This is a genomic window from Agrobacterium sp. LEGMi-208b (genome assembly GCF_059511785.1).
Genome location: NZ_CM183446.1, coordinates 852326 through 865814 on the forward strand (window position 1 = coordinate 852326; position 13489 = coordinate 865814).

11 protein-coding genes are annotated in these 13489 nt (G+C 60.8%); 1 reads left to right on the forward strand and 10 read right to left on the reverse strand.

Annotation, left to right across the window (positions count from 1 at the left end):
- Positions 1-183 precede the first annotated feature (183 nt).
- The 3 genes from AC5YUO_RS18635 to AC5YUO_RS18645 are packed head-to-tail and all read right to left on the reverse strand — an operon-like array spanning position 184 to position 5413.
- Positions 184-3255, reverse strand: a complete 3072-nt coding sequence (locus AC5YUO_RS18635) for an efflux RND transporter permease subunit (RefSeq protein WP_496156295.1) — start codon at positions 3253-3255, stop codon at positions 184-186.
- A complete protein-coding gene (locus tag AC5YUO_RS18640) occupies positions 3252-4337 on the reverse strand; it encodes an efflux RND transporter periplasmic adaptor subunit (RefSeq protein WP_496156296.1) in 1086 nt (361 codons plus the stop codon). The genes AC5YUO_RS18635 and AC5YUO_RS18640 overlap by 4 nt, the downstream gene beginning before the upstream one ends.
- The gene (locus tag AC5YUO_RS18645) at positions 4337-5413 is read right to left on the reverse strand and encodes an efflux RND transporter periplasmic adaptor subunit (RefSeq protein ID WP_400813618.1); all 1077 of its coding nucleotides are present in this window, start codon (positions 5411-5413) and stop codon (positions 4337-4339) included. The genes AC5YUO_RS18640 and AC5YUO_RS18645 overlap by 1 nt, the downstream gene beginning before the upstream one ends.
- 300 nt (positions 5414-5713) lie before the next feature.
- Between AC5YUO_RS18645 and AC5YUO_RS18650 the strand changes: the two genes are divergently transcribed.
- Complete coding sequence (locus AC5YUO_RS18650; RefSeq protein ID WP_400813617.1) at positions 5714-6328, forward strand: TetR/AcrR family transcriptional regulator; 615 nt, start codon at positions 5714-5716, stop codon at positions 6326-6328.
- Positions 6329-6351: 23 nt separating this feature from the next.
- On the opposite strand, the gene AC5YUO_RS18655 is transcribed toward AC5YUO_RS18650, so the two are convergent.
- The 7 genes from AC5YUO_RS18655 to AC5YUO_RS18685 all read right to left on the reverse strand — a co-directional run bounded on the left by AC5YUO_RS18655 (position 6352) and on the right by AC5YUO_RS18685 (position 13488).
- Positions 6352-7806: an NAD-dependent succinate-semialdehyde dehydrogenase gene (locus AC5YUO_RS18655; protein WP_496156297.1), complete on the reverse strand. Its 1455-nt coding sequence runs from the start codon at positions 7804-7806 to the stop codon at positions 6352-6354.
- A gap of 11 nt (positions 7807-7817) precedes the next feature.
- Positions 7818-8900, reverse strand: a complete 1083-nt coding sequence (locus AC5YUO_RS18660; protein WP_496156298.1) for an ABC transporter ATP-binding protein — start codon at positions 8898-8900, stop codon at positions 7818-7820.
- Positions 8897-9697: an ABC transporter permease gene (locus AC5YUO_RS18665; protein WP_400813614.1), complete on the reverse strand. Its 801-nt coding sequence runs from the start codon at positions 9695-9697 to the stop codon at positions 8897-8899. Before AC5YUO_RS18665 ends, AC5YUO_RS18660 begins: the two co-directional genes overlap by 4 nt.
- Position 9698: 1 nt before the next feature.
- Positions 9699-10526 (reverse strand): ABC transporter permease, encoded by an 828-nt coding sequence (locus AC5YUO_RS18670; protein WP_496156517.1) that lies wholly within the window; start codon positions 10524-10526, stop codon positions 9699-9701.
- A 108-nt stretch (positions 10527-10634) separates the two neighbouring features.
- Positions 10635-11645, reverse strand: coding sequence for an ABC transporter substrate-binding protein (locus AC5YUO_RS18675; RefSeq protein ID WP_496156299.1), 1011 nt, complete (start codon positions 11643-11645; stop codon positions 10635-10637).
- Between the two features lie 57 nt (positions 11646-11702).
- Positions 11703-12017, reverse strand: coding sequence for an NIPSNAP family protein (locus AC5YUO_RS18680; RefSeq protein WP_020813480.1), 315 nt, complete (start codon positions 12015-12017; stop codon positions 11703-11705).
- 4 nt (positions 12018-12021) lie between these two features.
- Positions 12022-13488 (reverse strand): aldehyde dehydrogenase, encoded by a 1467-nt coding sequence (locus AC5YUO_RS18685; RefSeq protein ID WP_496156300.1) that lies wholly within the window; start codon positions 13486-13488, stop codon positions 12022-12024.
- Between the last annotated feature and the right edge of the window lies 1 nt (position 13489).

The window sequence follows — 13489 nt, forward strand, 5'->3', positions numbered from 1 at the left end:
CACTTTCAATATGTCCGCAATATCGACGCAAACCAGACAACCGTCCAAACGCAAAAGGACGGCCGCCGCTTTCGCGGCCAAGCCGACCTTCCTAACATTATCCTGCCCGCCGGAACAACGACGGCGGATATTTTTGTTGGAGAGAGGATGCGGTATCGCCGCACCCTCTCTCCGCGTCCGGTACTACGCCTTGACTTCCGCTCCCTCCGGCTTGTCATCCTCACGCGGAATGCGGAACCATGCGACATAGAGCGCGGGAAGGAAAAGCAGCGTAAGCGCCGTACCCACCACGATGCCGCCCATCATCGCATAGGCCATTGGACCCCAGAAGATTTCCCGCGATATGGGGATGAGGGCCAGTGTGGCCGCCGCCGCCGTCAGCATGATCGGCCGCATGCGGTGCTCGGTCGCCTCGATGACGGCACGCCATGCCGAGACCCCTTCGCTTCTCAGATGCTCGATCTGCACGACGAGGATGACCGAGTTGCGGATGAGGATGCCGATCAGCGCCAGCACGCCGAGGATGGCCACAAACCCCATCGGCGCATTGGAGAAGAGCAGCGCCACGACGACGCCGATCAGGGCAGTCGGCGCCACGGCAAAGACCAGGAACAGCCGGCTGAAGCTCTGCAACTGGATCATCAGGATGGTCGCCATCGCAAACAGCATCATGGGCACGACGGCGACGATCGGCGCCTGCGAATCCGCACTGGATTCCACCGAGCCGCCCGTCTCCAGCGTGTAGCCGACGGGAAGCGTTTTCTGGAACGCCTCGATCTTCGGCTTCAGCTGTTCGACGATCGTGGCCGGCTGCGTCGGGCCGATAATGGCAGCCTTGACGGTGACCGTCGGGATCCTGTCGCGCCGCCAGATGGTCGGCTGCTCCAGTTCGTAGCGGAAATTGGCGATCGCCGAGAGCGGCACGGCCTTGCCGTTCGTCGCCGGCAATTGCAGGTTCTGCAACGTCTCGATGGAGCCGCGCTCCGAAAGCTGCGCCCGCGCCACCACGTTGACAAGGTAGATATCGTCCCTCACCTGCGTGACGGTGGACCCTTCGACAATGCTGTTCATGGCATTGGCGATGTCTTCCGACGAGACGCCGAGCTGGCGGGCCTTGTCCTGCAGGACATCCACTTTCACCACGCGTGTCGGCTCGTTCCAGTCCATGACCATGTTGGACAGGAGCCGGTGTTCGCCGACAATGCCCGACAATTGCTGTCCGAGTTCGCGCACCTTCTGGATATCAGGGCCGCTCAAGCGGTACTGCACCGGTTTTCCGACCGGAGGACCGATATCGAGCAGTTTCACGAAGGCATCGGTGCCGACGAATGTCCGGTTCAGATAATCCTGCAAGTCGGCGCGTACCTTGTCGCGCACATCCAGCCCCTTGGTGACAATGACGGTCTGGCCGAAGGTCACGTCAGGTGTCTGCACGTCGAAGGACAGGATGAAACGCGGCGCGCCTTCGCCGACATAGGTTGTCCAGTGGTCGATATCCGGATTCTTGGCCAGCATTTCCTGCTCGAACTGCGCCATCTGCCGATTGGTTTCGGCAATGGAACTGTTCTGCGGCAGGTTCCAGTCGACGATCAGCTCCACGCGGTCGGATGACGGGAAGAACTGCTGCTGCACGAGGGTCATGCCGCCGACGGAAAGGCCGAACAGCGCAATGGTGAGAATGATCGTCACCCAGCGCCAGCGCAGCGCCCGGCCGAGAATCCAGGAGAAGGCAGAGGCGAAACGGCCCTTTTTCTCATGATGCGATTTCATCGTCTTTGGCAGGATCGTCACGCCGAGCAGCGGCGTGAACAGGACCGCGACGATCCACGACACGATCAGCGAAACGGCGATCACCACAAAAAGCGTGAAGGTAAATTCACCCGCCGCGCTGTTATTGAGACCGACGGGAATGAAGCCGGCGACGGTGACCAGCGTGCCCGTCAGCATCGGAAAAGCGGTGGAGGTATAAACATAGGTCGCCGCTTTCCTGAGATCGTCGCCGACCTCGAGCCGCGCGACCATCATCTCCACGGCGATCATCGCATCGTCGACGAGAAGCCCGAGCGCGATGATGAGGGCGCCGAGAGAGATACGCTGCAAGGAAATGCCGGTATATTCCATGTAGACGAAGGTGATCGCCAGCACGAGCGGGATCGAGACGGCAACCACCATGCCAGCCCTGAGGCCAAGGCTGATGAAGCTGATGACGAGAACGATGGCGATCGCCTCGAACAGCGCCGAGGTAAAGCCCGAGACCGCTTCATCGACCACGGCCGGCTGATCGGACACACGATGCACATCGACGCCAACAGGCAGATCCGCCACCACGCGCTTCATCTGCGCATCCAGCGCCTCGCCGAAATGCAGCAGGTTCGCGCCGGTTTTCATGCCGATCGCAAGGCCGATGGCCGGCTGACCGTTAAAACGGAACAGCGAGGACGGCGGATCGACATAACCGCGCCGGATCGTCGCCACTTCCGTCAGCGGGAAGAACCGGTTGTTGACCCGGAGATTGATGGACCGCAGGCTGTCTTCCGAGGTGAATTGCCCGCTCACACGCAGCGCCACGCGCTCGGGGCCCGCATTAACGAAACCGGATTGCGTGACGGCGTTCTGGGATTGCAGCGTCTTGATGATCGACTGCTGGTCGATGCCGAGCGCCGCGATCTGGCGTGTGGAAAACTCCAGATAGATCGTCTCGTCCTGCGCGCCGATGACATCGACCTTGCCGATATTGTCGACGGTCAGCACCTTCGCACGGGCATCCTCCACCAGATCGCGCAACTGCCGCTGGCTGAGACCATCGCTGGTGAAGGCGTAGATATTGCCATAGACATCGCCGAAACGGTCGTTGAAGAAGGGACCGACGACGCCCGAGGGGAAATCGCCCTTGATGTCGGCGATCATGTTGCGCACCCGCACCCAGGTCGGCTCGACGTTCCGCGCCTTGGTTTCCGGCACCAGCTCCACGAAGATCGTTGTGCGGCCGGCAACCGTCTGGCTGCGCAGATGGTCGAGATTGTCGAGTTCCTCGAGCTTCTTCTCGATCCTGTCGGTCACCTGCCGCGCCACTTCTTCGGCGGAAGCGCCGGGCCATTGCGCGCTGATCACCATCGTCTTGATGGTGAAGTTCGGATCTTCCTCGCGGCCGAGGTTGAGATAGGAGAAAACGCCGGCAAGAACGAAAACCAGCATGAAGTACCAGACGAGCGAACGGTGTTCGAGCGCCCAGTCGGAGAGATTGAATTTCTTCACTGACGGACCTCCTGATCGATCCTGATGGCCTGTCCATCCCTAAGCTTGTGAACGCCGGCGCTGGTAACGCGCTCGCCGGGCTTGACGCCGCCGGTGATGCGCACGCTGCCGCCCTCGGCAGGCTCGCCCTCTATCGTGACCGGGCGGAATGTCACCGTTGCCGTATCGGCATTGACGATCCAGACACCCCATCCATTGTCGGTTTTCAAAAGGGCTGATGAAGGAAGCGTGATCTGCGGTTCGGATGCGGCAAGCACCGAGGCTGTGACGACGGACCCCAGCCGGAATGCCGGCGGCGCATCCTGAAGGCTGATCTTCGTGCGGCGCGTGCGCGTCGCCGTTTCGGCTTCCGGAGCGATCTCGCGCACCACGCCGGTGGTGCGGATTTTCGGGTCGAGCTGCAGGGCGATCTCGAAGGCGGAACCGATCTCCAGCCGCTGCGCCGCAAATTGCGGAACGTCGACCACCACGTCGCGCACTTCCGGGCGGGCGATGGTCACGACCGTCTGGCCGGCCGAGACGACCTGACCGATTTCGCCCGAGGTTGCCGTCACCACGCCATCAAATTCCGCATGCAGCTGCGCATAACCCAGCTGCTCCTCGGCCTTGTCCAGATTGGCGCGGGCCTTGGCGACGGCGGCATTGGCGGTGCGCGTCGCCTGTTCGGCTTCTTCGAGTGCGGCTTCCGTGCCGCTGCGAGCTTCGGCCAGCACGCGCTGGCGCTGCTCGGTCGTCACCGCATTGGCGAGTTGTGCCTCCGCATTGGAAAGATCGGACTGCGCGCTCTTCACCGCAAGCTCGAGCGCCAGCGGATCGATCGACGCCACCACGTCGCCTTTCTTCACCAGATCGGCCACATCGACATTGCGGGCGATGATGCGCCCGAGCACGCGAAAGCCGAGATCGGTCTGAATGCGCGATTCCACCGTGCCGGTCAGCCGCAGCGCATCGGCCGGCTTCTCTTCCACGACGACGGAAAGCACCGGGCGCGGCGCCTCGGCGGCGGCTTCCTGCTTCTCCTCACAGGAGGAAACTGCAATCACCACGGCCGCCAAAAACAAGCTTCTGTATATTCTGGACATTATTGTGCCTGCCCCTTTTCATAGGCGACCTTTTCACCGGTGCGGAGAAATTTGGTCCCGACGGTCACAACGAGGTCGCCGGGGTTAAGCCCTTGGGCGATGACGAATTGACCGGTCTCATAATCGGCGACCTCGACACGCCGCATGGCGATTTCCGACGTTTGCGGATCGACCACCCAGACGGCGGGAAAACCATCCTGCGACGTCATCGCCGACCACGGAAGCTCAATCGCATCCACCTGCTTGAAGCGGAAATGGCCGGATACGGGCGCCCCGAGCGGCATGGTCAGATCGCCGTTCAGACCCACCTTGACCCTGATCGTTCCATTGTCCGGATCGATCGTCGGAGAAATCTCCCGAACCGGCGCCGCAACGCTGCGGGTGGGATCCGACAGAAGGCTGACATTGACGAGATTGTCGATATCACGCTCAAGGAAGAGGGATTCGTAGACATCGAAAACCGCATCGCGCGGTCCGTCATGCGCGAGCGTGAAGACGAGCTGGGCGGCCTGCGCCACCTGGCCGACCTCCACATTACGCGCCGTGATAACGCCATCCGCATCCGCCCTGAGTTCGGTATAGGAGAGCGCATCGCGCGCCGTGTCGAGCTGCGCCTGCGCCGATCTCACCGCGCCCTGCGTCGTGAGCAGGGTCTCCTGGGCCTTGTCGACCGCCGAACGCGACGTCACCTGCGTCTTGAACAGGCTTTGCTGACGGTCGAACGTCAGCTGCGCCTGCGTCTGCTGCGCTTCCGCGGATTGCAGGTTGGCGAGCGCGACATCGAGATCGGCTTTTTGCTCTTCGGGATCCATGCGGGCAAGCAATTGCCCGGTCTTGACCCGCGTTCCCACATCCACCAGCCGCTCGGTGATCTTGCCGCTGACCCGGAAAGACAGATCCGTCTGGACCCTTGCCCTCACTTCACCGGTTATGACGCTGCCGCGATCGACAGGCTTTTTCTCAGCCGCGACCACGTCAACGGTGCGTAACGGCTTTTCAGCCGGCGGCTCTTCATTGCTGCAGGACGACAGGGCGAAAATACCGCCAAGCGCCGCCGCGATAAGAATGGTTCTCATGGTGACCTCTTGATCTTCGCCTCATCCTATAATATTTGACTAACTGAATAGTCAATGAAATTCTTATGCCGCTGATCGGGGAGCTGTCCGGGATATCCCGCCGGCCTCCCGAATGATCATTCTTCCTTTGTCCGGCACATTCCTGCGGGCGATCGGAAATGTTCCGGCAAATGAGCCACGCGTGCGCCTTCACAAAAATCCATTTCGGTTTTTGCGCCGGTGCTATAGGCAACCACTCTCATTTCCGCCAATCGCGACGGACAGAAGGGCACGCGCCGAAAAACATAGGGATCCGGGGCCATGGCGAAAGCAAAACTGACACGTGCTGAACAGAAGATACAACGTCCGCTGCAAATTCTCGATGCCGCATTCGAGGAATTCACCAAAAGGGGATTTACCGCGACCCGGGTGGAAGACATCGCGGAACGGGTGGGGGTGACGAAAGGGACGGTCTATGTCTATTTCGAAACCAAGGAGGCTCTCTTCGAGGCTATGGTCAAGCACGCCTCCCAGCCATTCCAGGAGGCGTTCAACGCCTATGCGCATACATCCGACGACCCCGTCGAGGAGCTTCGCCTGCTGCTGGAATTCCTGTTCGATGCTCTCGTCGACAACAAAAAGATGCGGGAGTTGTTCCGCCTGATCCTCGCGGAAGGCGCAAAATTCCCCGATCTCATCGACCAGCACCATGACACGTTGATGGCCCCGGTCTTTGCGCGCATCGATGCGATCCTCGAGGAAGGCGTGGCGAAAAAAAGGTTCAGGGCCAATCCTCCCGAACTAGCCAAGGTCGTGATGTCGCCCATGGTCGGAACATTGGTGTTTCGGCTGATTTTCAACGACCGGCGCATTTTGGACAGGCAGGCCGTTCTGAAGATTCATCTCGAACTGATCATGCGCGGGCTGCTGGCATAGGCATACGTCTTCGAGGCCCGGCCTCAGCCGATGCCGCCGATACAGACATATTTGAGCTCGGTATATTCCTCGATGCCGTGGCGTGACCCTTCCCGGCCGAGACCCGACATTTTGACACCACCGAAAGGCGCCTCGGCTGTGGAAATAGCGCCCGTATTCACGCCGACCATGCCATATTCGAGGGCCTCGGCAACCCGGAAGACCCGTGACAGATCACGCGCATAAAAATAGGAGGCGAGGCCGAAATCGGTATTGTTGGCCTGCGCGATCACATCCGCCTCATCCTCGAAACGGAAGAGCGGAGCGAGTGGCCCGAAGGTCTCCTCACGCGCCACCTGCATGCCGGCATTGACATTGCGCAGGATCGTCGGCTCGAAGAAATTGCCGCCAAGCGCATGTCTCCTGCCACCGGTGGCAATCTCTGCGCCTTTTGATAGCGCATCGGCAATATGCGTCTCCACTTTTGCAACGGCATTCCCGTCGATGAGAGGCCCGAGAATGCTCCCCTCCTCCAGCCCATTGCCAACCTTCAGCTGTTTTACGGCGCGTGCGAATTTTTCAGCGAAGGCATCATAGACACGGCTCTGCACATAGAGACGGTTGGCGCAGACGCAGGTCTGGCCATTGTTGCGGAATTTGGCAAGGATCGCGCCTTCAACAGCGGCATCGAGGTCAGCGTCATCAAAGACGATGAAGGGCGCATTGCCGCCGAGTTCCAGCCCCAGTTTCTTGATCGTCGGCGCACATTGCCGGTAAAGATGTTCGCCCGTGCGCGTCGAGCCGGTGAAGGTCAGAAGGCGGATATCCGGGCTTGCCGTCATTACACCGCCGATCTCCGTGGCAGGTCCCGTCAATATGCTGAAAAGTTCGAGCGGCAGGCCCGCGCGCTCGGCGAGGATGGTAAGAGCGATCGCCGAAAACGGCGTCTGCGGCGCGGGTTTCAGCACCACCGCACAACCCGCGGCCAAGGCCGGGCCGACCTTGCGGGTAATCATGGCATTGGGAAAATTCCACGGCGTGATGGCCGCGACCACGCCGACCGGCTGGCGAAGGACCAGAATTCGCTTGTCCGGCTGATGGCCGGGCACGGTCTCGCCATTGATCCGTCGCGCCTCCTCTGCAAACCATTCGATGAAGCTTGCGCCATAGGCAATTTCGCCTTTGGCTTCAGCGAGTGGCTTTCCCTGTTCCAGCGTCAGGATCATGCCGAGATCGTCACGGTTTTCCATGACGAGCCGATACCACGCCTTCAGGATGGTCGCACGCTCACCGGCCGTGCGGCGCGCCCATGCCTTCTGGGCAATCACAGCAGCAGCGATTGCCTCCTGCGTTTCCGTTGCACCAAGTTCAGGAACCTGCCCGACGATGTCTCCCGTTGCGGGATTGCGGATCGTCGCCGTGTCGCGGCCATCGCAGCCGACCCAGCGGCCGGCCACGGGCACTTTTTCACCTAGAAGTGTGGGATCATTCAGATGCATGGGCCGGTCCCTCAACAGAAAACCTGGGCCGAGGCCGGATCGAAGGCGAGATGCACGAGATCGCCCCGGTTAAGACCGGAAATCGCTTCGTGGCCGAAGGGCAGACGCACCGCAAGCAGTTCACCCGAACCGGTATGAGCAACCACATGAACGTTGTTGCCGAGGAAGGTGATGTCGCTGACCGTGGCCTGAAAACCGGCAGACGCGACCGGCCGGCTGCGGCTGAGCTGCAGTCGCTCCGGACGCAGCATCAGCGCCGCCTTCTTGCCCGGTGCGGCCTCACCATGCATCGGAACATGATCGAAGACGATATCCTGCCCGAGCGAAACCGTCGCCTTGCCGTCCGAGCTTGCGAGGAGATCGCAGGCGATGAAATCGCTGTCGCCGATAAATTCAGCCACGAAACGGGTCGCCGGGTGGGCATAAAGCTCCGGTCCGGTGCCGATCTGGTCGATCACCCCTTTCGAAAACACGGCGATCCGGTCGGAAAGACGCAAGGCCTCTTCCTGATCGTGGGTGACGTAGAGGATCGTCACTTCCGTCTGCTGGTGGATGCGGCGGATTTCGAACTGGATTTCCTCACGCAGCTTCTTGTCGAGCGCCGAAAGCGGTTCATCCATCAGAAGCACCGGCGGATCATAGGCAAGCGCGCGCGCCAGCGCCACACGTTGCTGCTGCCCGCCCGACATCTGCGCCGGCTTTCTGTCCTCGAAACCTTCGAGACGGACAAGCCGCAGCATCTCCTTCACCTTGGCATCGATTTCCGCCTTGCCTTTACGGCGAACCTTCAGCGGAAAGGCGATGTTCTCGCCGACCGAAAGATGCGGAAACAGCGTATAACGCTGGAAGACCATGCCGATATTGCGCTTGTGGGACGGCGTCGACAGCAGGCTCTCGCCATTCAGCAGTATGTCTCCCGAGGTCGGCTGTTCGAAACCGGCCAGAATATAAAGCGTCGTGCTCTTGCCCGAACCCGATGGCCCGAGAAACGTCATGAACTCGCCCGGCTGCACGTCGAGATTGACGTCCTGAACGGCGACGACCGGTCCATATTGCTTGCGGATACCGCGAATCTGCAGGAGCGGTTTGGTCATGTTTTCAGTCCTTTTCGCACAGCCGCGACAAGCAGCATGAGAATGATGGTCACCGCGATGAGAAGCGTGGAGGCGGCGGCGATGACAGGCGTCAGATCCTGACGCAGCGTCGCCCAGATTTTCACCGGCAGGGTCTGCAATGTCGGGCTTGCCATGAAGATCGCCAGCACCACCTCATCCCAGGAGGTGAGGAAGGAGAAGATCGCCGCCGAAAACAGGCCGTGGCTGATGGCGGGCAGCGTGATGCGGATTTTCGCCTGCAAGGGGCTTGCGCCGCAGAGCACCGCCGCATCCTCGACCGATTTGTCGAAACCCTCGAGCGCGCCGGTCAGCGCCAGGATGGAAAAAGGCAGCGCCACGACGAGATGGGCGATGACGAAGCCGGCGGTGGTACCGGCAAGGCCAAGCTTCAGGAAAAAAGCGTAAAGCGCCACCGCCAGTACCACGACGGGCAGGATCATCGGCGTCATGAACAGCGCGCGAAGCGTACCCCGCCCGATGAAGCGGCCGCGCACCAGCCCGAAGGAGGCGACAAGTCCGATCAGCACGGACAGCACCGTGACCATCAAAGCGATGCGCAGGCTCGTCCAGGCGGCCTCCAGCCATCGCGGATCGGCGAAGAAATCCGCATACCATTTCAACGTCCAGCCGGGCGGCGGAAAGATCAGCCATTGCGACGAACCGAAGGACAGCGCGGCGATGAAAACGATCGGCAGGATGAGGAATGCCGCCGTCAGCACCGTGATCAGCAGGAGCAGCCATTTCCAGAGGCCGAGGCTGTTATAGTTCAAAAGCATGTCAGCGTCCCCCTGCCCCGGCCGCGCCGAAGAATCTGAGCTGCACGGCGTAGAGAGTGAGCGTCACGACCAGAAGCACCAGTGCGGCCGCACCGCCCATGCCCCAGTTGACGAGCGATTGCACGAATTGCGCGATGAGTTCGGCCAGCATCATGTTCGCCGTGCCGCCGAGCAGCGCCGGGGTGACGAAATAACCGAGCGACATGACGAAGACCATCAGCGCGCCGGAAATCATGCCGGGGGCCGCCAGCGGAATGAGAATGCGCGTCAGCGCCTGAAAGCGCGTCGCGCCACACAGCGCCGCCGCCTGAAGAATGGCCGGATCGATCTTGCGGATGACGCCATAGAGCGGAATGATGATGAAGGGCAGCATGATATAGGTCATGCCGATCGTCACACCCGTGAGATTGTTAACCAGCGGCAGAGGCTGATCGATGATGCCGAGCCCCATCAGCGTCTTGTTGACCACGCCGGTGCGCTGCAACAGCACCATCCAGGCATAGGTGCGCGCCAGAAGATTGGTCCACATCGACAGGAGCAATATGGCAAAGACGACGGAGGCGAGCCGCGCCGGCATGATGGCAAGCGCCCAGGCGACGGGAAAGCCGATCGTCAGCGACACGACCGTGACCAGCGCCGACACCGCGAAGGTATTGAAGAAAATCTTCAGATAGGTGGAGCTTCCCAGCAGGGCGGCATAGTTGCCCAATCCGAAGACGGGTTCGGTGACGCTGCGCGACAGCAGGATCAGAACCGGAACGACGAAGAACAGGACAAGCAGAATGAGCGCCGGCAGGGTAGCGGTAAAATTGCCGGGCCGGAAAGGCATCCGCACCTTCGCCTTCGAGCTGACTGTTTCATCGGTAAGCGAAACCATGTCCAAACCTCCCGGACGTGGAAAATCGCGCGGGCGCCTGTCGCAGCCCGCGCCGTTGTCTTACTTTGCCTGCCAGGCGTACCAGCGCTCGCCGATCTCGTCACGATGCTGCGCCCAGTAGCTCATATCGGCATTGACCTGGCCTGCCGTCTGCTGGTCCGGCAGGGTCTTGGCGGTTTCCGGATCCATCAGCTTGGCGGATTCGATGTTGACGGGCGCATAACCCGTCGCCGTCGCCATATCCGCCTGCGCCTGCGCCGAGGTGGCGAGCGCGATGAACTTCATCGCCGCGTCCTTGTTCTTCGTTCCCTTGGGAACGACGAGGGAATCCGCCGCGGTGATGTTCTGCTGCCACGAGGTCTCCACCTTCACGCCGCTTTTTTCCAGCGCCGTCATACGGCCGTTCCAGACGCTGCCGAAAGGCGCTTCCGCAGATGCAATCAGCTGCTGCGACTGGGCGCCGCCGGACCACCAGATGATATCGGATTTGATCGTATCGAGCTTCTTGAAAGCGCGGTCGAGATCGAGCGGATAAAGCTTGTCGGCGACCACGCCATCGGCCAGAAGAGCGGCTTCGATCACGCCCGGTGCCGACCATTTGTAGAAGGTACGCTTTCCGGGAAACTTCGCGGTGTCGAACAGATCCGCCCAGCTCTTCGGGCAGGCCGCCACGGCATCGACATTGCAGCCGATGACGAAGGAATAATAAAAGCTGCCGACGGAGTAGTCCGTCACGAAGCGCGGATCGAGCTTGGCCTTGTCGATGACGGTAAAATCGAGCTTCTCCAACAGGCCCTTCGGGCCTGCCTGCGCGGCATAATCGCCCTCGACGTCAACCACATCCCAGGTCACGCCGTTCGCCTCGACCATGGCTTTCAATTTGCCGTAATCCGTTGGGCCGTCCTGCACCACGTTGATGCCGGTCGACACCATGAATTTATCGGCCCATGCCGCCTTCTGGGCATCCTGCGTTGTTCCTCCCCAGCTGGAGAAAACCAGATCATTCGCCTGAGCAGAGGCACCAAGGGCAAAAAGAGCTGCGCATGTCGTCAATACCAGTTTCAGTTTCATGTTCCCTTACTCCGTTTTAGAGCTTGTTGTTGGCATGCACGTCGCGGACGGCGCATTTCACCCGAGTGGTGAAAACCGCGCCGGTTTCATGATCTTGTTTTCGGCGACTTCGATGAGGTCGCGGATTTTTGGAAGGAAGGACAGCCAGCGCGGATCGGCCATCAGCCGTGCGCGCCGTTCCTCGCGGTCATCCAGGCTCGAAAAGGCCCAGATATGGACAATCTCATTGATCGGGCCGATTTCCGAAAAGAAGTAACCCACGAGTTCGCCGAGATGGCTCTTCTGGATTTCGATACCTTCCTCCTCCACCACCTTGAGGTAGGCGGGGATGGCGCCGTTCTTCAGCCGATAGGTGCGGATTTCGTAAAACATGGGCTCACCGCATCACGAAAGGATCGGGGATCGGGTCGTCAGAGGTTCTGAGCCATATGGTCTTGGTGCGCGTGTAATCGAGCGCCGCCGCAAGCCCGCCCTCGCGACCGTCGCCGGACAGGCCAAAGCCACCGAAAGGCGCAATCGGCGAGACGGCGCGATAGGTATTCACCCAGACGATGCCGGCACGGATCGTCTTCATCAGCCGGTGGGCACGCGTCAGGTTCTGCGTGAAGACACCGGAGGCAAGGCCGTAGACCGTGTCATTGGCCAAAGCGAGGGCTTCCGCTTCGGTTTCGAAGGAAACGACCGAGAGAACGGGGCCGAAGAACTCTTTTTCCATCGATGGCGAACGAATGCCATCGCAGTCGAGAATGGTCGGCCGATAGAAATAACCGTCGCCGTCCATCGGCACCCCGCCTGTGACCACCTTAGCGCCCGCATCCACCGAGGCGGAAACCAGAGAAACGATATGCTTCCTTTGACGCTCGGTTGCGAGCGGTCCCACTTCCGTCGCCATGTCCAGCGGTGAGCCGATACGGATCGCCTCGGCCTTCGCCTTCAGAATCTCAAGGAAACGATCCTTGATACTTCTTTCGACGATCAGCCGCGAGCCGGCGACGCAGCTCTGGCCGGTCGCGGCAAAAATGCCCGCCACCTGCGCATTGGCAGCACTTTCGAGATCGGCATCGGCAAAAACGAGGATCGGCGATTTGCCGCCGAGTTCCAGCGAGGTGGAGGCGAGATTTTCAGCGGAATTACGAACGATATGACGCGCCGTTTCCGGACCGCCGGTAAAGGCGATATGGGCCACCTTCGGATGGGTGGTGAGCGCCGTGCCGCAGGACGCGCCAAAGCCGGAGACGATATTGACGACACCGGCGGGAAAACCCGCTTCTTGCACCAGCCGGGCAAATTCCAGAAGCGGCGCCGGCCCGTCTTCCGAAGCCTTGACGACGATGGTGCAGCCGGCAGCGAGCGCCGGGCCGATCTTGACGGCGGCGAGAAACAGCTGACTGTTCCACGGCACGATGGCCGCCACGACGCCAACGGGTTCGCGCCGCAGCCAGACATCCATATCCGGCTTGTCGATCGGTAGATAGGCGCCCTCGATCTTGTCGGCGAGACCCGCATAATAACGGTAATAATCCGCGACGTAGGCAATCTGCGCGGAGGTTTCGCGAATGATCTTGCCGGTGTCGCGGGTTTCAAGTTCGGCGAGCGTTTTCGCATTCTCAGTGACCAGATCGGCAAGCCGGTAGAGCAGCTTGCCGCGCTGTGTCGCCGTCAGTTTCGACCAGCCTGCATCTTCATAGAGCGCCCGATGCGCGGCTTCGACAGCACGGCCGATATCCGCCTCGCGGCTTTCCGGCATTTCGGCCCAGGCAGCGCCGCTTGCGGGATCGAGACTTGCGAACCGCGCCTCACCATCCTCGAAACGTCCGTCGATATAGCACTGGAAACTGCGCATC

What these genes read in the sequence shown, in the direction of transcription:
- AC5YUO_RS18685 (WP_496156300.1), bottom strand. Translation starts at nt 13,488, where the DNA reads ATGCGCAGTTTCCAGTGCTATATCGACGGACGTTTCGAGGATGGTGAG.
- AC5YUO_RS18675 (WP_496156299.1), bottom strand. Translation starts at nt 11,645, where the DNA reads ATGAAACTGAAACTGGTATTGACGACATGCGCAGCTCTTTTTGCCCTT.
- AC5YUO_RS18665 (WP_400813614.1), bottom strand. Translation starts at nt 9,697, where the DNA reads ATGCTTTTGAACTATAACAGCCTCGGCCTCTGGAAATGGCTGCTCCTG.
- AC5YUO_RS18660 (WP_496156298.1), bottom strand. Translation starts at nt 8,900, where the DNA reads ATGACCAAACCGCTCCTGCAGATTCGCGGTATCCGCAAGCAATATGGA.
- AC5YUO_RS18645 (WP_400813618.1), bottom strand. Translation starts at nt 5,413, where the DNA reads ATGAGAACCATTCTTATCGCGGCGGCGCTTGGCGGTATTTTCGCCCTG.
- AC5YUO_RS18680 (WP_020813480.1), bottom strand. Translation starts at nt 12,017, where the DNA reads ATGTTTTACGAAATCCGCACCTATCGGCTGAAGAACGGCGCCATCCCC.
- AC5YUO_RS18655 (WP_496156297.1), bottom strand. Translation starts at nt 7,806, where the DNA reads ATGCATCTGAATGATCCCACACTTCTAGGTGAAAAAGTGCCCGTGGCC.
- AC5YUO_RS18640 (WP_496156296.1), bottom strand. Translation starts at nt 4,337, where the DNA reads ATGTCCAGAATATACAGAAGCTTGTTTTTGGCGGCCGTGGTGATTGCA.
- AC5YUO_RS18670 (WP_496156517.1), bottom strand. Translation starts at nt 10,526, where the DNA reads ATGCCTTTCCGGCCCGGCAATTTTACCGCTACCCTGCCGGCGCTCATT.
- AC5YUO_RS18650 (WP_400813617.1), top strand. Translation starts at nt 5,714, where the DNA reads ATGGCGAAAGCAAAACTGACACGTGCTGAACAGAAGATACAACGTCCG.